Below are 22,806 nucleotides of genomic sequence, written 5' to 3' on the forward strand. Positions count from 1 at the left end.
ATAATCAGTCACATCGTTGTGTATTGGGTATAGCATAATAATCTGTAAACAACAGGAATGCGCTATGGTAAAACAAGACAAAGACCATAAAGTGTACGTGCTCGACACCAACGTACTTCTCCATGAACCACTCGCTTACCTCTCCTTCCAAGAACATGATGTCGTTATTCCCATGACTGTCCTTGAAGAACTTGATCACATTAAAGATCGAAAGAGTGACGTGAGCCGAGACGCAAGAGTTGCAATTCGTGGGTTAGATGATGTGCTTCGCGATGCAACACCAGAGCAAATGCTAGAGGGGGTAGCGCTACCAACATTGAGGATAGAAAGTCACCGAACGCCCAGTTCAGGTAAATTGATTATTGTAAACGATCACCTTTTTCAAGACTCCATCTCCGGGTTACCCGGCAACGAAAATGACCACCGCATTATAAATTGTGCTGTACACCTGCAAACTCAGTACAGTGACAAAAAAGTAGTGCTGGTTACCAAAGACATCAACATGAGACTTAAAGCGAAAGGCGCTGGACTCAAGTATGTTGAAGATTACCGTACCGACCAGCTAATTGACGACATTGCGTTGTTGACCAGTGGCTTTAAAAAAGTTGAAGGCGACTTTTGGCAAAATGTAGGTGAGTGCCAAACGCAGCAAGATGGGCGTTACACCGTGCATGATGTACCAAAGTCGCTCGTACCCGATGTGTTCTGTAATGAATACTTAATAGATGATACTAATCACTTTGCAGCCCGGGTTGTGGGATACGACTCTGAACATATTCGATTAAAAGACTTAGGTGTTGAACGTTTGATGCACCGTCAAGCATGGGGAGTGAAACCGAAGAATATTAACCAAGGTATGGCACTGGATGCGTTACTTGATACTGACATAGAGCTGGTGATACTAACCGGGCCTGCGGGATGTGGAAAAACAGGTATTACTGCAAGCTTTTTTTCAATATTTGTGCAGACCTATCTACAGACCTTATTCTTACTGAAGAAATTGAGTATTTATAGCAGGCTCAGATCTAATCTCTCTAACATGTCATTACGTGTGACTTAAAGGGTAGAACCATTAATCAATAAATATAAATAACGGATTTAACCTGCAAGAAGGCACAAACAAAAATAATAAAGCTAAGGTAAATCTAAAATGACAATAAATAGAAATCAACTCGATACCTTTTCAGTTAACTGGTATTTGAACGAAGAAAGAAAAAGAAAAGAAAGAATCGCAAGATTCAGGAAAGCAACAGACAAAAGCTCATGTGAAGATGGGTTTGATGAATATTGTGATGACGAATGTTTAAGTGAACAGAATCATCAAGAAAAAGAATTAAATGAGGGAATCTAGTATGAAGAACCCAAATGAAAACAGAAGTCCGCGAGTATTAGATACATCGGCATTAGTTCATGATCCAAAGTCATTGCTCGCTTACAGTGAAGATGTATACATTTGTCTAACAGTCCTAGAAGAATTAGATAATTTAAAAGAAAGAACTAATAAATCGGTAAGTGCTGATGCTCGTGTATGTATCCGTATGCTTGAAGACATTATAAACGGGCATAGTGCAGAAGAAATGGAAGCAGGTATTCCACTGCCTTCTACTGAAACAGCTAAAAGAGGCAAGTTGTTCATTGGTATTGATACTCAATTGGACATGGCAAAAGAGTTAAAGCACACGATTGGTAGCGATGCTGACAACAGAATAATTAACTATGCACTACATCTTCAGAAAGAGTTAGATAAAGACGTTACCATTGTTAGCCGCGACATTAATATGCGACTAAAAGCTCGAACTGTTGGTGTTATGGCTGAAGATGTATCCGTTGATAATCAAATCGCAGATATAGATTTGTTATATACAGGAGTGCAGGCATTTGAGGGAGATTTGTTTGATCGAATTGAATCAGATAAAGATTTCAAAGTGTCAGGAGAGGTTTATACATTCCCAATAAGCTTGTTCAACGATGAAGTTCAGCCAAACATGTATTGGTACGATGAAGCCGGACACATTGGCCGGATTTCAGAAGTAACTGATACTGAGGTTTACACAAAGTTATTGCCGCGTAAGCAAGAAAAAGTATGGGGCATATTGCCTAAAAACCAGCGTCAGGCGGTAGCTTTAAGTCAATTAACAGACCCTTACTATGACTTAAATATCATCCTTGGCCCTGCTGGCTCCGGAAAAACTTTTTTGGCAGTTGCTTCGGCGCTGCATCAAGTATTGGAGTTGAAAAAGTACAAAAAAATTGTTGTGGTGCGGTCAAGAGACTTTATGGATGACGATCCGGGATTCCTACCGGGGGATTTAACCGAAAAATCAATGCCTCTTCTAGCAGGTATTACAGATGCCTTAATTTCGATGCATTCAGATGATAATCATGAAACAAATATTCATGCAACAGTCGAGCATGTGATTGAAAAAGCCAATATAGAATTTACTAGCATGGCTTACTTTCGTGGCCGTTCAATAGACGATGCTGTGTTAATCATTGATGAAGCTCAAAACATGACTAGAGCGCAAATCAAAGGCATGTTAAGCCGTGGTGGGAAAAATTGTCGGACAATAGTATTGGGAAACCTAGCCCAAATTGACGATAAGTTTGTAACACCAGCTTCGTCAGGTGCAAGTGCGGCTGTTAATGTATATAGAAATTATGAGAAAGGATCAGTTCTGATTTTTGATGAGGTAGAACGTAGTAGCTTGGCTGAGTTCACTGAAAAGAATATGTAGACATCAAACTACAATTCACATTTCCTTATAATATTGCGACAATAGCCACTGCTTTTTGCAGTGGCTTTTCAGAGAAGCCAGTTTCCACACAAGCGGACGAAATGGATTTACTCTGGGTTTAAAAGATTAATCATACATTGAAGATGTAATGACTTGGGTGCTGTGGACCTTAGTTGTTATGTTTTGGTGTGCGTATGTCTTTTGAATCAGAAGCGCTTATAAGCAATGTAAAGCGTCAGGCAAAGAGGTTGTCAAAAAAATTATCACTTCCCCTTGGACAGGCCCAAGAAGGGGTATCTATTTGTCTTTACGGCTGTGACAGTTACAGCGATTTACTAGTAAAAATAAAAGCTGAATCCTTTGACAATCCTTTGATAGCACTGTCTGCTCTCTCACCAAACTCGGAAATATTTTTAGTAAAAATATTAGCTAGCCACCTAGATAGCATCATCGGAAATTTTGAAAAAAAATTTCCCGGCTCCAATATTAATGAAGAAATGGTCGTATCCCTTTTCGGGCTTAACATTGAAGAGTTCAACGTCAAAGTATCTAGCCAATAATTGTACAAATACGTAAGTTGTTATTTTATTTTTTGACGATAATATGAGGTGAAGGCTGAACGGACAGCCTACGCCTACACATGTTTTTCGCCTGAAGAACGTGAACAGTGAAGCGGAGCATCCGTAAAAATTTGGTTATTTGAACAATAAATAAAGCAATGTGTTGGTAGGCCATTGTTTATTGGAAAGTTGTTTGGAGAACTAAATGATCTCACTTTATCAATTAAAGAATAAGCTTAACAAACAAGCAAAAGAGTTTGCTGAGTTATTAGAGTTTCCTGATCTTTACGCCCAAGGTCTGTGGGCGAGAGGTGTTTATAACAGCCCTCATTTTTCTGACACCCATAGCTGTCTCACTGAGGCATTTGAACAGAAAAAGCTGGACTCAATTCTAAAGCACGATTCCCTGAAATACTTATTGATCAACGAATATGATGATCAAGAAATTATTGAGTCGCTTCATAAAGAAATTGAGTCAATGGCAAACCGTATTGAAAGCCTAATGCTAGTCGATATCGAAACGCTAGAGTTAGTTTCGGTTATATATCAAGTTTTAGGACTACCTGATGACGCTAAATTTGTAATAAATACAGGTCCTGATTTCCGTCTAGAATGGCGACCATACTTTGATGCCTTTGATGATCCGTTGATAGTCCAATATGCTGATTTAAAAGTTCATGATTGCTATTTCAGGCTAATCGCGTGCAAGTTTCCGTTTGAAAAGCTTTCCTTGGATAACATTAAAAAATACATGTACATCAATCATGTAAACCATGATGGTGAGTTCGAAGGCTGTATTTCTGAAGGCAATACATTTTCTAAGCATGAGCACTGGCTGGTGTTGACACTTGAATTATTCAGTAGCGGCAAAGTAAATAAGGCTCAGTTCAATCCAACAACCTTCAAAATTGAAGGTATGCGCTATTTGGTATATGGCTTCCCACTGATTCCTTCCTTTGTATCTGATTGGCACAAACCTGATTTATGTCTACAAGTCAAAAATCTAGATGGCGATCAGAAGTTCATTGTTCGTGTCGACCAGCAAGCTCTTGTTTTCCATGCACGCCGTGTCGATACCAATTTTTTTAACACCATCGATTATGAAAAATACATTTCGTTGTATCAAGCTAGCGTTCTGTCACATTTTGATGCTGACAACAATTTACTAAAAGTTGATGGGGTTAAGTACCTTAGTTTTTTCCGCCCGTTTTGCCTAGAAGACAAGAAGGAAGTAAAAGCATGAGACCAAGAGTAAAACTAACTAACGCCACACTCATCTCAATTAAATCTGACTTTGAAGACAAGGTTGAAAAGGTGCTTTACGCCGCATTTGCTGAGGATAATGAAAGCGGTAAAAAAGGTGAGGCTTTGTTCACTACAAAAATTATGGAAGTCAATGGTCTTGAATATAGAACTTTTGGTGCGGATTTTTATACCTTAGATGCTGAACCCAAAGAGTTTGATGTAAATGTATTTGAATTCAATTTAATGCATGAGTGTATGTACTCTCCTAATGAGTTATTAGAGCTGAGAGAAATGCTCCCTGCTGGCTATTAGTAGGGAGTAACAAATGGACAAAACATATTTAAAGGATGCTTACATACTCTCGGTCTATGACTATAAAGACTTTGAAAAATCATTTATTGGGGAGTTTTTATCAGGAGTTGTTATTGACGATGAAACATTCAGGTTTAGGCCATTTGAGCAAATCGTGACTTCAAAGATTGTTAGCAAATCTGATGTCGAGGATAAATTAGAAATCATCACACATAATGGGAGTTATTATGTGATTGATGCTGACCATAAGTTAATTGATATTTCGTTTGTTGAACTGGTTGTTATGAGAGCAGGAGCTTATTCAGCAGATCGAGTTTTAGAAATGAGGGAACAACTAAAGTCTCGAAATAAAATTCATTAAATAACGAAAATAAGGAGTCTAGAATGACTTCAACAAATTCAATATTCGATCAGATTAGTAATTTTACGTAATAGCTAGCTTTTTAGTGATAGCAATAAAGTGAAGCTTCCAATTCATATTCCTTGATTCGGAAGCTTCACAATTGATGAAAATTGAATTAGCGGGATAACTCCTCAATTTTCTTTTTGGAGAACCAGCGATATAAAACAGGCAAAACAAACAATGTGAGTAATGTTGCTGTTATCAAACCACCAACTATAACACTTGCCAGTGGTCGTTGTATTTCAGCTCCTACACCATTTGACATTAACATCGGTATTAAACCTAATGCAGATGTTATTGCTGTCATAAGAACAGGTCTTAAACGCGAAGTTGCTCCTTCAAATACTGCTTGGGCAACATCCAAGCCATCCCTAATTCGTTGGTTTATACTCTCAACCATAACCACACCATTTAACACGGCAACACCAAATAGTGTAATGAAGCCAACGGAGCTTGGCACGGACAAGTATTGCCCAGACAAATATAAGGAGAAAACACCGCCGATAACAGCTAATGGGACATTAACTAAAATCAACATGGCTTGACCAACTGAGCCAAATGCGAAGTAAAGCAAAAGAGCAATTAGGGCTAAAGATAGAGGAACCACTATAGCTAACCGTTGTTGTGCTCGTTGTTGACTTTCAAATTGACCACCTATTGAAACAGAGTAACCAGCAGGCAAATCAACCTTTTCTGCGATGACTTTACTGATGTCGGTAACAACACTACCCATGTCTCTATTTTGCACGTTGGCTTGGATAACAACACGCCTTTGCACGTCGTCTCTTCTCACTTGTGGTGGGCCAGATTCAAAGGAGACAGTTGCTACATCACCCAGACGAACCCAAGCCCCTGTTGGAGACTGAATGCGAATATCAGAAATAGCTTCTTTATTACTACGATATTCTTTTTCTATACGCACATATATATCATAACGCTCATTACCGTTGATGATTTGTCCTGCTTCTATACCACCAATGCCATCTCGTACAATTTCCATAACATCACTGACAGAAAGGCCAAAGCGAGAAAGCTCTTGTCTGTTAGGCTTTACAACTAACTGAGCTTCACCAGCGATTTGTTCAAGAGCGACATCTCTAGCGCCTTCAACGTCTTTGATTGCCAATTCAATTTCCTGCCCTTTAGCTGCCAATATGTCTAGATTTGGGCCAAAAAGTTTTATCGCTAATTGTGCTTTTACACCAGATAATAGTTCGTCAACTCGTGTCGCAATAGGTTGAGAAAAGTTGAGTAAAAGACCCGGAAACTCTTCTAAAGAACGTTCCATTTTATTTTGCAGTTCATAGCGATTCGAGGCAGAGGTCCATTCGGCGACTGGCTTTAAACCTATATAAATTTCAATATTATTAACAGGCTCAGGATCACCTCCGATTTCGGCTCGTCCTATTCGGCTAAGCGCATAGGTTACTTCAGGAAATGCCATCAATTTATCCTCCAAGATAGGTGCGACACTTAATGCTGTATCCAAGCTTGAAGAAGGAGCGAGTGTAACCCTTAAGTTAATTGTACCTTCTTCCAGTTCTGGAACGAACTCTGTGCCAATATAAGGCACGATTGAAAATGCAGACACAACCATTATTAAGGATGCTGATACAATTAATTTGGTGTGTTTAAGTGCGAACTTAAGCCCTTTTCTATAAAGGTTATTTAATGGTTTAAGTACAAAGCTTTCTCTCTCCTTCACTCCTTTTTTGAACATATAAGTAGCAAGTGCAGGAACGATAAATAAAGCAACTACAATGGCCGAAATAATAGCCAAAATGATACTAACAGCCATCGGTTGGAAGAGTTTGGCTTCTACGCCTTCAAAGCTAAACAAAGGTAAGAACACTACCAAAATGACAGATGCAGCAAAAAAGACAGGTCTTGCAACTTCTTTCCCTGCTTGTTTTAGTCGTAATTTAATTCCATGATCGTCTTGCTCTACAGCATGTGGATCAATATCAGAACTTGGTACGCGTTCTTGCACATTTTGTTTATGAGTAGCGTCTGGTCGGTTTAAATGTTTAAACATGTTTTCAACCATCACAACCGAGCCATCGACCAGCATACCAATTGCTACCGCAATGCCACCTAGCGACATAAGGTTTGCCGATATACCCCACCAAGCCATTATCATCAGCGCAATGCCTATTGAAATAGGGATCGAAATAAGGACAAGAAAAGTCGCTCTTAAATTCATTAAGAAAAGTGCTAGTACGATACAAATAAAGATAAAGGCAAGTGAGAGTGCATTTACTACGGTACTGACTGCTTTTTCGATTAAATCAGCTTGATCATAGAAGGGTTCGAAGCGAACACCGTTAGGTAACGCCTGATTGATCAAAGGGATTCTTGCGTTAATACCATCAATGGTTGCTTTTGTATTTGAACCCATACGTTTTAGCACAATGCCTGATACGACTTCACCCAAGTTTTCAACCTTTCCATCTGCTGTTTTTCGGGTCATAGTGACCGCACCTTGTCGAATCTCACTGCCTAATTCGACTTTGGCGATATCGGAAACTGTCACGACTGTTCCATCAACGGTTTTTACAGGTACTTGCTTAATGTTGCTAATGCCTGCTTCACCACTTTCGAACCAGCCTGTTCCTCGGATGACAAGTTGCTCTTGCCCTCGATTCATATACCAACCGCCAACGTTGGCATTGTTACTATCAAGCGACTTAACGATATCTTCTTGTGATAATTTATATGCAAGGAGCTTAGATGGATCTACGTTAACTTGATACTGCCTAACGTTTCCGCCGAAAGATAAGACGTCGGTGACACCATCGACTGGCATAATGAGCAATTTAATTATCCAATCATTTAAACTTCTTAATGCCATTGAGTCATATCCTGCGTCTTTATCTGACACGAGCAAGTATTGAAATACTTGTCCTAGCCCAGACGTATTTGGTCCCATTTCAGGCGTACCTACACCGTCAGGTATCAACTCTTTTGCTGCTTGAAGCCGTTCAAAGACGAGCTGCCGAGCAAAATAGATATCTGTCCCTTCTTTAAAGACGACAGTAACGCCAGATAATCCTGTTTTGGAAATTGAACGTACTTGTTCAACATCAGGTAACGCATACATGACCGCTTCAATCGGATAAGTAATGAGTTGTTCCACTTCTTCTGCTGCAAGCCCCGGTGCTTCAGTGTTAACAGCGACTTGAACATTGGTTACATCTGGGAAAGCATCTAAGTTCAGTTTGGGGATCACCATTATTGCGCCAACAATAGTGGCAAATAAGGCAATCAATATAAGGAGTCGGTTGTTTACAGACCAATCTATAATTTTATTAAACATAGCGTCTCTCCTTAATGGTTATGCGGATCAAATCCGCCTTTAGCTATTTCAGAAGCAACAAAAAACGCTCCTTGAGTTACCACACGAGTACCACTTTCTAAACCAAAAATTTCTCTGAAATTACCTAGTGCACGACCTAACTCAACCTCTTTCGCTTTGAATTCACCGGGATGATCCTCAACAAAGACGGTCCAGTCTCCGTCCGCACTTCTAATTAAAGCTTCTTCTGGAACAGCCATAACTTTTTGTTCAGTGGCAAATTGAAAATATACTTTAACAAACATGCCTGAATGGAGATTGTCATCTGCATTATTAACACTTAGGCGAATGATTCGAGTTCTAGTGATGGGATCAATCGTGTGGGCTTCCTGAATAACTTTTGCCTTATAATCCTCTCCTTCTAATTTAACTATTGCCGGAGAGTTGATTGATAGATTGAGCTTTTTGTTGGGTGATACTTTAGCTTCCACCCACAGCTTATTTTCATCTGCCAAAAGCATGATAGTATCACCCGCATCGACTCGTTGGCCTTGGGTGAAGTCATCTTGTAAAACTACTCCTTCTCGCTGAGCTACTAGCGAATATTGGCCAAACGAAGTTATGTCTTTATTTGATATGTCTTTTATCGCTTTTTCAGTTAACCCTAGTGCGATAAGTTTTCCGTATGTGGCGTTAAATGTGGTTTGAGCCTGAAGTAAACGACTTTCACTTACTGTTTTGTTGCCTAATTTCTTTACTCGCTGCCATTCAGTTGACGCAATCAAGTAGTCAGCTTGAGCTTGAGCCATTGCTTCACTAAATAGGGTGACCAGCTTTTGTCCTTTTTCTACGTGTTCACCGAGTGCAGTATGTCTGCTTATTATCACTGACTCGGTACGGGGAGAAACGACATAGCTGCTATAACCATCTACTTTGACCTCTCCGGGCGCATAGATTGTACTGAATTGATAATCAGGTCTTATGCTTTGAACTTTAATATTGGCTAGTGACATTTTTTGAGGGCTTAGAGTAATACCTTCTTCATGTTCCTCTTCAGTTTCTTTATTTTTGCTCTCTTGGTCGTGACCATGTTCGTCATGTTCTGTGTCTTTTTCAGAATGGTTGCCTTCATTTTCCTGATGGCCTTCTTCTACATGATTTTCTTCACTTTCCGAGTGTTCGTGTTTATGTTTTTTGGGATTTGCTGTTACAGGTTCAATTGTATTTACTTGTAGAGCATACACTTCACCGCTTAATGTCCCACCTAAAAAAAGTCCACTAATTACTATTGCTAATAATTTTTTGCTAAATAATGTATTCATTTTTTACCTATATTCTTTTAACGTTTAAGATTTCTAATTGCCGTTTTAACTAATTAAATCTTAAACTTAGATAATTGACCCATGCTCCAAATGAAGGCTATTTCAGAGAGTCTAAATTGTTTTTCTAGTTGAATGCCCGAGTGCAATCCATCAGCTCTTTGGCTCAACGCTATTAGATAGTCTGAAGTATTGATGTCTCCAGCCTCCCAACGAGCGTTTAGCAACCTCGCGCTATTATCAATTCGGTTTTGCATAAGGTTTTGCCATCGCTGATAGTATTTTTTACTGATCATGAGGGATTCATAGTTGGCCTGAGCTTCAAAAGAGCGTTTTCGATAAATGGATTGGAAATAAGCTTCCGCAGCAACGGCTTCTGAATATGCCGCTTTAGTAGCATCGGAATAGTTATTTCTGATATTCAAAGGCATAGAGAATGTTAAGCCAACGATATTATCGTCACTATTTTTTCCTGCGCTAATCCCTATGGTGGGATTAGCTTTATTCTCTATGGTTGTTAGTTGTGCTTTAGCTTGTTGCTCTTTCCATTTTGCTTTAGCCAATTGTACTTGGGGGTGTTGTTCAATCCATTCAGCTTTGTATGAATAGTTTTCAACATCGAAATCAATAGAGATTTTACTGGCTAACTCTGGTGTCCAATCAGGCAGCAGCTCTTTAACTTTAACCTCAGCATTTTTTAGCTCTATTTGATATTCAGCTATTTCACTAAAAACTTGAGACAAGTTTAAGTAAACCAGCTCAGCATCTAGAGGCTCAAGTATTCCCGCCTTTTGTTTGTCTTCCACAATACTAAGTAAGGTTTGCAGTTGACTTTCTCTCTCCGTAGATAGCTGTGCAGTATCTTTCGCTGATTGCCAATTTGTCAAAGCAATTAACGCATCGGCCTTTTTTGAATCGATTAAATTCAATAAGTGCTGCTGGCTGGCATAAAGAGTTATCTCGCCAATTGACGTATTGGCAGAGCGTTTATCCCAAAAATCAATGGTCTGACTCAAACCGATTGAATAGTTATTAAAATCACCTTCTTTCTCAAAACTTGCGTCAAGCTCAGGGTTATAAATTGCCTGAGTTAAGCTTTTTGCATGATGATTGCTTGCGATTAACAACTCTCTCGCTTCAATGATTTCGGGATCTTTGTTTATTTGAGCATCTAGCCACGAAACGTTTTTTTGCTTGCTATAAGCCACATTTGAAATGCTTACAAGCAGGCAAAATGACAGGCATACGCCTGTATTTTTTAAATATTTATACATAGGACTTCTTAAATTTTTAATTAATAAACATCAACCCATTTACCGATTTTTAATCGATGAATGGATGGTTATAAATCTACAAATTTAAGAAATAGGGGGGCGCAGAATTGCGTTTAAAAACTCTTTTGTCTGATCAAACTGATAAGGAATATTAGTGTAAGTGAATAACTTGGTGGAATTGTTAATATTATTGATCAGAATCCATGATAAATGACTGCCACTGCAATGACCGCAGTGATGACAATCTTTGATGTCGTGGTCATCTTCCCCAATTTCTTCAGCATTATTGCTCAAGTCATCACTATGATCATGTTGAGTTTGAAGGTGCTCAAAGTCTATCTGGTGGCTTTGTGAAGTGGCAGACGCAATAGAGCTTATCGATTGCAAAGCAATCGAAACTATTAACAGTAGTTTAAGCACAACACCAAAGTTCAAAGTAACCACTCAGTGGGAAAATAACACAAAAACGATAGCATATAGTTTTATGAGGAGCTAGTAATTTCAGTCAAGTTCATACCGTACCTTGCAAAAATCTAATTGTTTGATAAATATTCTTGACTCTATAGTTGGTATAGAGTCTACACTGATTGCAAAAATTTAATGGAATGATTTTATGTCTGAAAAATGCACTGGGCAATGTCAGTCCTCTCCAACTAACAATGACCTGAATAATAACCACATCGATTCAGACGATTTTGGCGGAAAGTTTGTCAGTACATTTAAGGTTCCCAAAATGGATTGTCCTTCTGAGGAGCGTTTAATTCGACTGGCTATAGAAGGAATTAGCACAACTATTGGGTTGCAGTTTGATATTCCCAGTCGGTTAGTTAAAGTTTTCCATGATGACAATTTAGATGAGATTACTAACAAAGTGCAATCTCTCAATTTAGGTGCTTCACTAGAATCAACAAGTGAAAGTTGCAGTAAAGAAGCTGCAAAAGCGAGAAAGTTAGATCAATCAAACAAAGCAAGTGAAATGTCAGCACTTAGATGGCTGTTATTGATTAACGGAGTTATGTTTCTTGTTGAAGTGGTCGCCGGAGTTATTGCTCAATCTGCCGGACTCATTGCGGATTCTTTGGATATGTTTGCGGATGCTGCTGTGTATGGACTAGCTATATATGCTGTTGGTAGGACAGTTAGCCTGAAATTAAGGGCAGCACATATATCTGGATTATTGCAGGTTATTTTAGCGCTTGGAGCTTTAAGTGAGGTAATTCGGCGCTTTATTTATGGGAGTGAACCGATTTCATCGTTGATGATGATATTTGGTGGGGTCGCTCTAATTGCTAACGTGGCTTGTTTGTTTTTAATTTATAGAAATAAAGAAGATGGTGCTCATATGAAAGCGAGTTGGATATTTTCAGCCAACGACGTTATTGCAAATGTTGGTGTTATCTTAGCTGGCCTTCTCGTGACGCTGACAGATAGCCGTTATCCAGACTTAGTTATCGGGTTAATAATTTCCCTTGTTGTATTGAACGGCGCACGCCGAATTCTACAGTTAAAGTACTAATAGCCATTATTCATGACTGTTTGAAAGCAACGTATTCAGTATCAAGACAGGGAAATTTACAATGAAAAAAAATACACCTTATATACCTCCGTTACGTTTTCACTGGTTGACTCGTTACTATGACAGAATCGTTGCAATTACTACACGAGAAAAATTTTTTAAAAGTTTAATTGTGAAGAAAATAGCTCAAACCAAAGGAAATGAACTGCTAGATGTGGGCTGTGGTACAGGAACATTAACGAAAACAATTGCTGAAAATTTTCCTCATTTTAAGGTGACAGGCTTGGATGCTGACCAAACAGCATTAGATATTCTTCGAAAAAAACTCAGTGAGAAAGTACTTAATATTTCGCTGATACAAGGTTTTGGTCAAGATATGCCTTTTGGTGAAAACTCTTATGATATAGCTGTTTCGAGTTTGTTTTTTCACCACCTTACTCGTTTAGATAAAATAGCAACACTAAAAGAAATTCGTAGAGCGCTCAAACCGAGCGGGGTATTGTACATTGCTGATTGGGGCAAGCCGACCTCCATTTTACAACGAGCATTATTCTTAATAGTTCAATGTTTAGATGGTTTTAAAACGACAAAAGATAATGTTGATGGATACCTCCCGTCATTGATAGTAGAAGCGGGGTTTGTCAACGTTTATGAACAAGATGCTATCCCTACTGTATTAGGGACAGTTAGATTGATTAAAGCATGTTAGACTTGAAATGACCTTTCTACGCTTACCTAGTTACACAACATATTTAACATATGTGATGCTGTTATTAATTGCAGCACATTCTGTGATTTGTTCGCCGAATGATTTTGATGATCTTTCTTTTTTTTCGCCAATAAATTCTTCTTATGTTTTAGAGCAATCAACAGAAGCTACGGAGCTTACTCAGCTCCAGAATAGCAGCTCGTTAGTAGATGAGTGCAATTTTTGTTGTTGCCAATTATTCATATATACAGATGTGCCTTCCGAGCCTAACCAAGTGATTGATTTTCCTTTTGCTGAGACCATAGTTTCTAGCGAGCAAAAAGGTTATATATCCTTGCCATTTCGACCACCAAAACTAGCTTAGATTCCCCCAAGAATTAGGTAGAGCCATCTTCTACTCCCACAGTTTTATAGAATAAAATTAATAGGAAAGTATACATGAGACTTAATGTATCACCGCACCGAAAGGTAGCTAAGGTGAGGTGTATAACACCTCGGTATAAATATTTTGCGTGCTTAATGATTTCGCTTTTAACATTTAATGTTAACGCTTTTGAAAAGGAGCTTAATCTACAAGAGGCAATACGTTGGACACTCAAGCAAAATCCAGAGTTAAAAATATTTGATTTCAAGCAACAAGCTTTAATTGGACAAGAACAAACAGCAAGCTTAAATCCGGCATTTGAGCTTGAAGTAGAAGCTGAGAACTTTGTAGGTTCAGGTGATTTCAATAAATTTGATAGTGCTGAATTAACGATTGCTCTTTCTTCCGTGATTGAAATGGGAGATAAGCGTTCTGCAAGAATTGGACTTATTTCTAATTCTAAAAAGCTGTTGAATGCTAAAACGGAAGTTGAGGCGTTAAATTTGATAGCTCAAGTTACTCAACAATTTATCGAAGTGCTCGCCTCACAAGAAAGAGTCTTATTAGCCGATAATGCGTTAAGCCTAGCTCAAGAAGCATTCAATGTTGTTGATGAACGTAATCGTGCAGGAGCAACCCCTAATGCTGAGGTAAAGCGAGCGAGGGCAGCGATTGCCCAAGCTAAGCTAACCTCTCAATCAGAAAAGAAACGCCTAGAATATTTAAGGCTGTCTTTAGCCGCTTTTTGGGGAGAATCAACGCTGAACTTCTCGAAGGTAACAGGTGATTTATTTCAATTTGGAAATGATAGTGATTTTGAGACGCTTTTTGCAAAGTTAGAAACAAATCCTGCCATTCAAATTTACGCCAATGAGGAGCGACTTAAGGAAGCTGAGTTGCGTTTAGCCAGAACTGAGTCAACTGCCAATATTCAGTGGTCTGTAGGGGTTAGACGCTCTCAAGAAAGTAATGATACTGCCTTAGTCGCAGGCTTTAGCCTACCGTTATTTGCTGACAAGCGAAACTCAGGAGCAATCGCGAGTGCCTTAGCTGAGCGTGATCAAGTTGCCATTGAAAAAGATGTAACGAAATTAAAGCTTAGAAATCATTTGCTGCGAGCATACTCGAATAGGCAGCAAGCTATTTTGACGACAAATGCACTAAGACAGTCGGTAATTCCAATGTTAGATCAGGCACTAGATGATACCCAAATTGCTTATCAAAAAGGTCGTAATGGCTATCTTGACTATGTATCAGCTAGAGAAGAACTACTAAACGCTCGTCGCACGCTGATTGATGCTGCTTCTGCTGCTTTGTTTTACGGGGCCGAGATTGAAAAATTAACGAATGAAGCGTTATCACTTTAATTTAAAAATTGATTTTTAATTCGACCGATAATCGAATTACTTAGGAAAAAAAATGAAAAACTATTTAATTGCATTATTTATTTTTGTAGGGATTTCGTCGCTGTCTCAATTGGTTTGGGCAAGTGATGAGGACTCCGAAGAGAGTATAAGTAAAATAAAAAACGAGATGTCGGAAAAAGTAGGCATAGAAACAACTAGGTTATCACCTAGAAGACTTAATCAAGAAATTTCTGTTTATGGTAAGACAACCATAGGGGTAGAGCAACTGTTTCAGATAAACGCTAGATACAATGGCGTTATAAAGACGATTAATTACACTATTGGAGATAAGGTAAAAAAAGGAGATCTTCTAGCTGTTATTGAATCGAATGAAAGTTTAAATACCTACGAGGTAAGGTCTCCGGTATCAGGTTTAGTTATACAAAGAAATGGGAATGTTGGAGCAACAACACAACAACGAATTTTATTTGAAATAGCCAATGTCGATACGCTGTGGGCGGAATTTAGAGTTTTTGCTACTCATTTTATTAAAGTTGAGGTCGGTCAAGAAATCGAAATTGAATTTAATGGGGAGGTAATCACCTCAACAGTAACCAATATTATTCCAACTAAAGATCAGCCATTCGTCTTTGTTCGAGCACTTTTAGATAATACAAAATTTAACCTTTCTTCAGGCCAACTGTTAAAAGGATATATTACGACAAATCAATTCGACGTTGACTTAGCAATCGAAAAGCTTGCATTACAAGAACTAGGTGGGCAGCTAGGTGTATTCGTTAAAGAAGGTGAAGAATACGAATTTACACCGTTAATATTGGGCCGTTCAGACAAAAATCACATAGAAGTTATCGATGGACTTGTACAAGGTTCTGAGTATGTAAGTAAAAATAGCTTTTTGATTAAAGCGGATATTTTAAAATCTGAAGTAGAAGACGACGATTAGGAGACGTAAGATGATTGAATCAATTCTGCGTCTAGCTATAAATAGGCGCTATCTAATATTAAGTATGCTGTTTGTCATTGTTAGTGTTGGCTTATGGAGCTATCAAAAACTCCCTATTGATGCAGTTCCTGACATTACCAACGTGCAAGTACAAATTAACACGTCTGCCCCCGGTTATTCCCCTTTAGAGGCTGAACAACGGATAACGTTTCCGATAGAAACAGCATTGGCTGGGTTGCCAAAGCTATCTCACACTCGATCTCTGTCAAGATATGGCTTGTCTCAAGTAACTGTCATCTTTGAGGAAGGGACAGACATTTACTTCGCAAGAAATTTAATCAATGCCAGATTAGGGGCGATTAAAAGTGTTCTTCCTAATGGATTGGAACCTGAAATGGGGCCGATTTCGACAGGGCTTGGCGAAATTTTTATGTATACCGTGCAAGCTTCACCTGATGCAAGAATGCCTAATGGTAAAGAATATACGGCCATAGCATTAAGAGAAATACAAGACTGGATCATAAAGCCTCAATTGGCCCAAGTTAAAGGGGTCATTGAAGTCAATAGTATTGGAGGATATAACAAGCAATATCATATCACTCCAAGCCCTGAGAAGTTGTTGTATCATCAAATAAGCTTTGAAGACTTGTCTAACGCGTTGCGAAATAGTAACGATAACCGTGGAGCGGGTTATATAGAGCAAAATGGGGAACAAGTGCTTGTTCGTTCTGTAGGTCAACTTGCTAAAATTGATGAAATTCTCAATGTTGTTGTTAAAAAAGATAATGGCATTCCTGTAAGAATTAGTGATGTTGCCAGTGTCGCCATTGGTAAAGAGCTTAGAACTGGGGCCGCAACTCAAAACGGCATTGAAACCGTTTTGGGCACCACTATGATGTTGATTGGCGAAAATTCTCGCACAGTTGCATTGGAAGTTGAAAATAAGCTTAAACAAATTCAAACATCTCTTCCTAAAGGTGTAATAGCAGAGCCTGTTTATAATCGTACAACGCTCGTTGATAAGGCAATTGCAACAGTGACAAAAAACCTTGTTGAAGGGGCACTTTTAGTCGTTGTAGTTCTATTTCTATTATTGGGGAATTTACGTGCTGCCCTAATTACTGCGGCGGTAATACCTTTATCAATGTTGATGACAATAACAGGTATGGTAAAAACAGGCGTCTCTGCAAATTTGATGAGTTTAGGCGCATTGGATTTTGGCTTAATCGTCGATGGTGCCGTCATTATCGTCGAAAACTCAGTTCGTCGTCTTGCTGAAGCTCAACACAATGGGCATAGGCAAGATTTAAGAGAACGACTCAATACCGTTTTCGAAGCGACCTCTGAAGTTATACGACCCAGCTTATTTGGTGTTGCCATTATCACAGTAGTTTATATACCGATTTTCACGCTCACAGGTGTAGAAGGCAAGATGTTCCACCCAATGGCAGCAACAGTAGTCATGGCTTTAATTTCTGCAATGATCTTGTCAGTTACTATCGTGCCTGCTGCCGTCGCAGTGTTTATGAAAGGTAAGATTAGTGAAAAAGAAAGTGTTGTGATCAGTTCAACAAAATCTGTGTACAAGCCACTATTAATTCTGGCATTAAAATTTCGCTGGGTCATTGTATCAATATCAATTGCTTTAATGGGGTATAGCCTGTGGATAGCGACAACGCTGGGTACAGAGTTTGTCCCGCAGTTAAATGAAGGCGATATAACCGTGCAGGCTTTAAGAATACCATCAACCAGTCTAGATCAGTCTGTTGAAATGCAGGAAGTATTAGAACAGAGAATAAAAGCTTTTACTGAAGTTGATAAAGTCTTTTCTAGAATAGGGACGCCTGAAGTGGCGACAGATCCAATGCCACCGAGCATTGCTGATATTTTTGTCATCTTAAAACCTCGAAGTGAGTGGAGCGAACCAACAAAGGCGAAGAGTGAACTTGTTGAAGAAATGGAAGAGGCATTAAAAAGTATTCCCGGAAATAATTATGAATTTACTCAACCAATCCAGATGCGTTTTAATGAGTTGATTTCTGGTGTTCGAGCAGATCTAGGTATAAAGGTATTCGGGGATGATTTGGATCAATTGTTATTTACTGCTAACGATATACTCAATATTGTCAAAACAGTTGATGGAGCTGCCGATGCACGTATGGAGCAAGTTACAGGAATACCATCGTTATCAATTCTTCCTAAAAGAGAATCTTTGGGAAGGTACGGGTTAAATGTAACTCAGCTTCAAGATTGGGTAGCGGCTGCAATAGGAGGAGAGTCAGCCGGAATTATATATGAAGGTGATCGCAGATTCGAATTAGTGGTGCGCCTCCCTGAACTAATCAGAATGGATATTGAAGGGTTGAAGTCATTACCACTTCCGCTTGGCAACGGTAATTATGTACCTCTTGAAGAAGTTGCATTACTCAAATCGGAGTCATTGCCAGCACAAATTAGCCGAGAAAATGGAAAACGCAGAGTTGTAGTTACCGTTAATGTTCGTGGCAGGGACTTAGGAAGTTTTGTGAAGGAAGTTAAGGCCAAAATAAGTAGTGAGGGTGAAGTTCCAGCAGGCTATTGGCTTGATTATGGAGGTACATTTGAGCAACTTGAGTCGGCAAGTAAGCGACTGAGTCTGGTTGTGCCTATTACATTGGTTGTTATATTGGGTATTTTAGTTATTGCTTTTGGTTCGATTAAAGATGCCTTGATCATTTTTAGTGGTGTGCCTTTGGCTTTAACTGGCGGGGTATTTTCGCTCTATTTTCGAGATATGCCTCTTTCAATTTCAGCAGGTGTTGGCTTTATTGCACTGTCAGGAGTAGCTGTTTTAAACGGCTTAGTTATGTTGGCTTTTATTCGCGATTTATGGCACGAAAAAGGCGATCTTTATTTAGCTATTGTAGAGGGAGCTATTGTTCGTCTTAGACCAATATTGATGACAGCCCTAGTGGCAAGTTTAGGTTTTATACCAATGGCTTTAAACACAGGCATTGGTGCAGAGGTGCAACGTCCACTTGCTACCGTGGTCATCGGAGGCATCATATCTTCGACCATTTTAACTTTATTTGTATTGCCAGTTTTATACCAATGGGTACATGGCTCAGGTAGTAGTAAGCAACTTTCAAATGATATATAAGTAAAGCCTAGCAGCTTAATTCGCTATTAAAATTAAGCTGCTTTTTTAAGGCTAAAGGACGGAAAGCTTAAAGTTTAGACATTGTATCTCGACAATTTTCATTAGGGAATTCAAATTCAATTGTTGTATGTGACAAATTATATGATGAAAGCTCTATCGATATTTCTTGTTTAAGCTCGATAAGTTTATCTATATCTAAATCTTGAGCTAACTCCAAGTGCGCCGTTAATACATGACTCTCTCCATCTAATGACCAAAAGTGTATATGATGAACGTCATTAACTTCAGGTAATTTAATAAGAGATTGTTTGATACTTTGTTGAGTTTGTTCATCCGGTGCGGCTTGAAGAAACAAGACAAGTGTAGATTTTAGATTTCTGAAAACATTGAACAAGATAAATAATGTAAAGCCAATTGATAACAGTGGGTCTAATATTGGTAATTCTACAAATAACAATACGATTGAAACAATAAGAACTGCAACCCAACCCAGAATATCTTCAAGTAAATGCCAAGTTAGTACTTTTTCGTTTAAAGTTTCCCCAGCTTTTAATTTGAAAACGGCATATCCATTTACGGCAACACCGAGTATCGCTAACCCTAACATTCCTTCAACTACAGGCATTTCAGGGTTGGTTAGCCTTGGTATTGCTTCAAACAAAACCCAAATTGAGCCAATAACCAATACAATGCCATTTACCAAAGCGCCGAATAGTGTAAGTCGGCGATAACCATAGCTGTATTTATCTGGTGCTGCTTTGTTTGAAAAGCGACTTAATACCCATGCAAAGCCTATAGATAAACTATCACCCAAGTCATGCACCGCATCAGCCATAATAGCCGTACTATTGGTAAGCCAACCACCAATAAACTCGATGATCGTAAAGGTAACATTCAGAAAAAACGCCCAACCAATCCTTTCGTCTGTTCCATGTTGATGACTATGGCTATGCATTTTGTACCTCCAACGCTTTACTTTTTCTTAGATTAGCGACATTGAAATTTATTAGGTGTCGGTTCCGCGCCAATCTGTATCTGGAGATGATAAACATTTTGTTGCAACACCATAACCACAGAAATTATCTTTTATTTGATTAAACTTCTGTTGTAACGAAGTTAGATATTTATCATCTAAAATAAAGCCTTCTAAATTGATCCAACGCTCTTCAAAGTAAACTTCAACCCAACTGTGAATTATGTATTTAGGCGCTAACCAAAATACGTAAGTTGGAATAGCTCCTTTTTGTAATTGCTGATCTATTGTAAACCCGTGAAATCGGCACTGAATTCCTAATCCACGTAATAAGGCCATTAAAAGGTTGCCCTTAGTGTTACATTGCCCGTATCCGTCAGATAAAACTTCACTTGCGGAAATATCGTCGCTTTCGTTATAGCAAAATAGTATTTCGTCTTTTACAGACTGATAAGTGGTGCAATCTTGTTGTAGTCATCAAGCTCATGCCATTTTCGCTCTGTTATTAATGATTGGATAGTGAGGTGTTCAAAATTAACTATCTCAGTTTTTTCTAGATATTCTTGATTCATAAGAGCTTCCTTACTTTGAATTGCAGCAGGTTGATTGTTTATTTTTATCTGATACTTCAGATGTATATTGAGCCGATACTAATTCTTGTTTGGTATCCGTTAATATCCTGTAAGCACCTCGAAGAATTAACATTGAAATGATGCTACCAATGACAATATCAGGCCAGCGCTGTTCTAGCACCATGACAAGTATGCCAGCGAATACGACACCAAGGTTTGCGATCACATCATTAGCTGAAAATATCCAGCTAGCCCTCATATGTACTTCATCATTATTGTGCTTTCGTATAAGCATCAAACAAATGACATTAGCGATTAAAGCCACAGAACCAACTCCAATCATAAATCAAGAGTGAGGCTCACTTTCTCCAGCTAGTCGTCTAGCTATATCGAGAAGAATTAGAACCCCTAACCCCAATTGGAAATAACCACTTACTAATGCTGCATTAGCTTTATGTTGGGTTGACTTCCCCACGGCATATAAGGCAATGGCATAGACGATTGCATCAGCTAGCATATCTAAAGAATCAGCAATTAATGCGATTGATTCAGATAACCAACCTAAACCAATTTCAAATACAAACATCGTGGTATTTGTAGCTAAAAGCCCATAAAACACAGTTTTTTGTTGGTCATCTTTTAATTCTACTTTATAGCCACAACCGCTCATTTTTTAACTCCGCCTTGCTTGTATAATTCAAGTGTAAAACCTATAGTAACTATAGAATCAAGTTTAAAAAGAAAATATTATGAAAATAGGTGAATTATCGAAAACATCCGGCTGTTCTATACAAACTATCAGATACTATGAAAGAGAAGGATTACTTTCTGATCCAGAGCGTACAGAAGGTAACTTCAGATTGTATGACGTTACTGCTTTGAAGCAATTAGAATTCGTAAAACATTGTCGCAGTCTCGATATTTCTCTTACTGATATCAAACGTCTTATCGACCTAAAAAATAAACCAGAAGAAAGTTGCTCAAGTGTAAATGCGCTGATTGCGCAACAATTAGCTTTAGTAAATAAACGTATGAAAGAATTAAAAGCCTTAAAAAACGAATTACAACAAATGGCTAGTACGTGTAATTCTGATAATACCATTGAAGAGTGTGGGATAATTAAGTCATTAGATAGCTAAAGTGAATACAAAAGACTCGGTTTTAACTCACCTTAATTATTGATACAGACTAATTAATACTTATTTTCTTACCCTCACGAACAGATTTGAGTTCCCCGGCAAAACTCACTCTACTGACAAGAGAGATTTGCCGCTTGTATCGTGAGCACCTAACGTGACCATTTTGAGCTTACGGGACATTAAATTTATGTCATTAAGGACGTAATGTTTATCAATAAGTGAGCATACTCCTTCGCTGTATATCAATTAATTTGACGGGGATCTATATGCATTACAAGATAAACTAGTTGGACTTATAGATGTTCCAATTATGCGCAACGGTTTAACTTTTGACTACTAACAGTCAAACGAGATTATTAATGTTACATGTTCCCCTTTCAAAAATTGACGATAGTCAAATATTCAAAAATATTTACATGACATCAATTTACTTATTCGAAAATTTGCATTAGCATAGAGGTGTATATTTTTATGAGAATTTTATGTCTAAAGCATTTTCAAAAGTCTTAGTAATAACGCTTATGCTGGTTGCCTTTGTAGGGCAAGCATTTGCGTATTCTGCTATGTCTTGCGAAATGTCATCAGGTTCTCACGAATCACACATGAACATGGATCATTCCAAAATGAGTCATCATGAAGGAATGAATCATGGTGATATGAATAAAAGCAGTAATGGTCAATCAGAAGATTGTTGTGATGTTGAATGTGTTTGTCCTGCAAATGCTTGTTCATCTACTACAGTCCTAAATTCCAGTTTTGATTCGACAGATATTCAAATATTGAGTGAATCTGTAGCTGCTCTGCAATCTAAACAACCTCATTCAATTTCCACTTCCCTTTATCGTCCACCAATTTTTGCCTAATATAGGATTAGTGCGTCCAAATTTCACGCACAAGTAATTAATTTTTCTGTTAGTCAATATAGCGTCGTAGCGCTATAG

General features: G+C 38.4%; 20 protein-coding genes and 2 pseudogenes. 14 read left to right on the plus strand and 8 right to left on the minus strand.

The window, feature by feature from the left end:
• Positions 1–64 precede the first annotated feature (64 nt).
• From CWC29_RS02360 to CWC29_RS02390, 7 genes and pseudogenes are all read left to right on the plus strand, one after another.
• Positions 65–931, plus strand: a pseudogene (locus CWC29_RS02360) (PIN domain-containing protein); the annotation flags it as partial.
• Between the two features lie 219 nt (positions 932–1,150).
• A complete protein-coding gene (locus CWC29_RS02365) occupies positions 1,151–1,351 on the plus strand; it encodes a hypothetical protein (protein ID WP_138522003.1) in 201 nt (66 codons plus the stop codon).
• A 1-nt stretch (position 1,352) separates the two neighbouring features.
• Positions 1,353–2,735 carry a PhoH family protein gene (locus tag CWC29_RS02370; protein ID WP_138522005.1) on the plus strand — a complete coding sequence of 461 codons (1,383 nt, stop codon included), beginning with the start codon at positions 1,353–1,355 and terminating at the stop codon, positions 2,733–2,735.
• A 194-nt stretch (positions 2,736–2,929) separates the two neighbouring features.
• Positions 2,930–3,295 carry a hypothetical protein gene (locus tag CWC29_RS02375; RefSeq protein ID WP_138522007.1) on the plus strand — a complete coding sequence of 122 codons (366 nt, stop codon included), beginning with the start codon at positions 2,930–2,932 and terminating at the stop codon, positions 3,293–3,295.
• Between the two features lie 205 nt (positions 3,296–3,500).
• Positions 3,501–4,538, plus strand: coding sequence for a hypothetical protein (locus CWC29_RS02380; protein ID WP_138522009.1), 1,038 nt, complete (start codon positions 3,501–3,503; stop codon positions 4,536–4,538).
• On the plus strand, positions 4,535–4,852 hold the full coding sequence (locus CWC29_RS02385; RefSeq protein ID WP_138522011.1) for a hypothetical protein: 318 nt from the start codon (positions 4,535–4,537) through the stop codon (positions 4,850–4,852). Before CWC29_RS02380 ends, CWC29_RS02385 begins: the two co-directional genes overlap by 4 nt.
• Positions 4,853–4,865: 13 nt before the next feature.
• Positions 4,866–5,213, plus strand: a complete 348-nt coding sequence (locus CWC29_RS02390; protein WP_138522013.1) for a hypothetical protein — start codon at positions 4,866–4,868, stop codon at positions 5,211–5,213.
• A gap of 157 nt (positions 5,214–5,370) precedes the next feature.
• On the opposite strand, the gene CWC29_RS02395 is transcribed toward CWC29_RS02390, so the two are convergent.
• The 4 genes from CWC29_RS02395 to CWC29_RS02410 all read right to left on the minus strand — a co-directional run bounded on the left by CWC29_RS02395 (position 5,371) and on the right by CWC29_RS02410 (position 11,578).
• Entirely contained in the window at positions 5,371–8,571 is a 3,201-nt protein-coding gene (locus tag CWC29_RS02395) for an efflux RND transporter permease subunit (protein ID WP_100912750.1), read from the minus strand.
• 11 nt (positions 8,572–8,582) lie between these two features.
• A complete protein-coding gene (locus CWC29_RS02400; RefSeq protein WP_100912751.1) occupies positions 8,583–9,872 on the minus strand; it encodes an efflux RND transporter periplasmic adaptor subunit in 1,290 nt (429 codons plus the stop codon).
• 53 nt (positions 9,873–9,925) lie between these two features.
• Positions 9,926–11,143: a TolC family protein gene (locus tag CWC29_RS02405; protein ID WP_100912752.1), complete on the minus strand. Its 1,218-nt coding sequence runs from the start codon at positions 11,141–11,143 to the stop codon at positions 9,926–9,928.
• 84 nt (positions 11,144–11,227) lie between these two features.
• Complete coding sequence (locus CWC29_RS02410; RefSeq protein ID WP_138522015.1) at positions 11,228–11,578, minus strand: hypothetical protein; 351 nt, start codon at positions 11,576–11,578, stop codon at positions 11,228–11,230.
• Positions 11,579–11,756: 178 nt separating this feature from the next.
• Here CWC29_RS02410 and CWC29_RS02415 point away from each other — a divergent pair, with 178 nt between their 5' ends.
• From CWC29_RS02415 to CWC29_RS02435, 5 genes are all read left to right on the plus strand, one after another.
• Positions 11,757–12,659, plus strand: a complete 903-nt coding sequence (locus tag CWC29_RS02415; RefSeq protein ID WP_138522017.1) for a cation transporter — start codon at positions 11,757–11,759, stop codon at positions 12,657–12,659.
• Between the two features lie 61 nt (positions 12,660–12,720).
• Entirely contained in the window at positions 12,721–13,368 is a 648-nt protein-coding gene (locus CWC29_RS02420; protein WP_138522019.1) for a class I SAM-dependent methyltransferase, read from the plus strand.
• A 438-nt stretch (positions 13,369–13,806) separates the two neighbouring features.
• Positions 13,807–15,099 carry a TolC family protein gene (locus CWC29_RS02425; RefSeq protein WP_138522021.1) on the plus strand — a complete coding sequence of 431 codons (1,293 nt, stop codon included), beginning with the start codon at positions 13,807–13,809 and terminating at the stop codon, positions 15,097–15,099.
• Positions 15,100–15,151: 52 nt separating this feature from the next.
• A complete protein-coding gene (locus CWC29_RS02430) occupies positions 15,152–16,042 on the plus strand; it encodes an efflux RND transporter periplasmic adaptor subunit (RefSeq protein WP_138522023.1) in 891 nt (296 codons plus the stop codon).
• A 10-nt stretch (positions 16,043–16,052) separates the two neighbouring features.
• Positions 16,053–19,181: an efflux RND transporter permease subunit gene (locus tag CWC29_RS02435; protein ID WP_138522025.1), complete on the plus strand. Its 3,129-nt coding sequence runs from the start codon at positions 16,053–16,055 to the stop codon at positions 19,179–19,181.
• A 67-nt stretch (positions 19,182–19,248) separates the two neighbouring features.
• On the opposite strand, the gene CWC29_RS02440 is transcribed toward CWC29_RS02435, so the two are convergent.
• The 4 genes and pseudogenes from CWC29_RS02440 to CWC29_RS02450 all read right to left on the minus strand — a co-directional run bounded on the left by CWC29_RS02440 (position 19,249) and on the right by CWC29_RS02450 (position 21,396).
• Positions 19,249–20,136 carry a cation diffusion facilitator family transporter gene (locus tag CWC29_RS02440; protein ID WP_138522027.1) on the minus strand — a complete coding sequence of 296 codons (888 nt, stop codon included), beginning with the start codon at positions 20,134–20,136 and terminating at the stop codon, positions 19,249–19,251.
• Between the two features lie 51 nt (positions 20,137–20,187).
• Entirely contained in the window at positions 20,188–20,586 is a 399-nt protein-coding gene (locus CWC29_RS23640) for a transglutaminase-like domain-containing protein (protein WP_328820798.1), read from the minus strand.
• A gap of 8 nt (positions 20,587–20,594) precedes the next feature.
• Positions 20,595–20,726: a hypothetical protein gene (locus CWC29_RS23925; RefSeq protein ID WP_268960295.1), complete on the minus strand. Its 132-nt coding sequence runs from the start codon at positions 20,724–20,726 to the stop codon at positions 20,595–20,597.
• Positions 20,727–20,736: 10 nt separating this feature from the next.
• Positions 20,737–21,396: pseudogene (locus tag CWC29_RS02450) on the minus strand (cation transporter).
• A 79-nt stretch (positions 21,397–21,475) separates the two neighbouring features.
• Between CWC29_RS02450 and cadR the strand changes: the two are divergent.
• Complete coding sequence (gene cadR / locus CWC29_RS02455) at positions 21,476–21,865, plus strand: Cd(II)/Pb(II)-responsive transcriptional regulator (protein WP_138522029.1); 390 nt, start codon at positions 21,476–21,478, stop codon at positions 21,863–21,865.
• Between the two features lie 482 nt (positions 21,866–22,347).
• Complete coding sequence (locus CWC29_RS02460; protein WP_138522031.1) at positions 22,348–22,728, plus strand: hypothetical protein; 381 nt, start codon at positions 22,348–22,350, stop codon at positions 22,726–22,728.
• The last annotated feature ends 78 nt before the right edge of the window (positions 22,729–22,806 follow it).

The sequence above is a fragment of the Pseudoalteromonas galatheae genome, from assembly GCF_005886105.2.
Classification (GTDB): domain Bacteria; phylum Pseudomonadota; class Gammaproteobacteria; order Enterobacterales; family Alteromonadaceae; genus Pseudoalteromonas; species Pseudoalteromonas galatheae.

What these genes read in the sequence shown, in the direction of transcription:
- CWC29_RS02440 (WP_138522027.1), bottom strand. Translation starts at nt 20,136, where the DNA reads ATGCATAGCCATAGTCATCAACATGGAACAGACGAAAGGATTGGTTGG.
- CWC29_RS02435 (WP_138522025.1), top strand. Translation starts at nt 16,053, where the DNA reads ATGATTGAATCAATTCTGCGTCTAGCTATAAATAGGCGCTATCTAATA.
- CWC29_RS02415 (WP_138522017.1), top strand. Translation starts at nt 11,757, where the DNA reads ATGTCTGAAAAATGCACTGGGCAATGTCAGTCCTCTCCAACTAACAAT.
- CWC29_RS02365 (WP_138522003.1), top strand. Translation starts at nt 1,151, where the DNA reads ATGACAATAAATAGAAATCAACTCGATACCTTTTCAGTTAACTGGTAT.
- cadR (WP_138522029.1), top strand. Translation starts at nt 21,476, where the DNA reads ATGAAAATAGGTGAATTATCGAAAACATCCGGCTGTTCTATACAAACT.
- CWC29_RS02425 (WP_138522021.1), top strand. Translation starts at nt 13,807, where the DNA reads ATGAGACTTAATGTATCACCGCACCGAAAGGTAGCTAAGGTGAGGTGT.
- CWC29_RS02430 (WP_138522023.1), top strand. Translation starts at nt 15,152, where the DNA reads ATGAAAAACTATTTAATTGCATTATTTATTTTTGTAGGGATTTCGTCG.
- CWC29_RS02380 (WP_138522009.1), top strand. Translation starts at nt 3,501, where the DNA reads ATGATCTCACTTTATCAATTAAAGAATAAGCTTAACAAACAAGCAAAA.
- CWC29_RS02385 (WP_138522011.1), top strand. Translation starts at nt 4,535, where the DNA reads ATGAGACCAAGAGTAAAACTAACTAACGCCACACTCATCTCAATTAAA.
- CWC29_RS02370 (WP_138522005.1), top strand. Translation starts at nt 1,353, where the DNA reads ATGAAGAACCCAAATGAAAACAGAAGTCCGCGAGTATTAGATACATCG.
- CWC29_RS02390 (WP_138522013.1), top strand. Translation starts at nt 4,866, where the DNA reads ATGGACAAAACATATTTAAAGGATGCTTACATACTCTCGGTCTATGAC.
- CWC29_RS02460 (WP_138522031.1), top strand. Translation starts at nt 22,348, where the DNA reads ATGTCTAAAGCATTTTCAAAAGTCTTAGTAATAACGCTTATGCTGGTT.
- CWC29_RS23925 (WP_268960295.1), bottom strand. Translation starts at nt 20,726, where the DNA reads ATGAATCAAGAATATCTAGAAAAAACTGAGATAGTTAATTTTGAACAC.
- CWC29_RS02400 (WP_100912751.1), bottom strand. Translation starts at nt 9,872, where the DNA reads ATGAATACATTATTTAGCAAAAAATTATTAGCAATAGTAATTAGTGGA.
- CWC29_RS02375 (WP_138522007.1), top strand. Translation starts at nt 2,930, where the DNA reads ATGTCTTTTGAATCAGAAGCGCTTATAAGCAATGTAAAGCGTCAGGCA.
- CWC29_RS02420 (WP_138522019.1), top strand. Translation starts at nt 12,721, where the DNA reads ATGAAAAAAAATACACCTTATATACCTCCGTTACGTTTTCACTGGTTG.
- CWC29_RS02395 (WP_100912750.1), bottom strand. Translation starts at nt 8,571, where the DNA reads ATGTTTAATAAAATTATAGATTGGTCTGTAAACAACCGACTCCTTATA.
- CWC29_RS02405 (WP_100912752.1), bottom strand. Translation starts at nt 11,143, where the DNA reads ATGTATAAATATTTAAAAAATACAGGCGTATGCCTGTCATTTTGCCTG.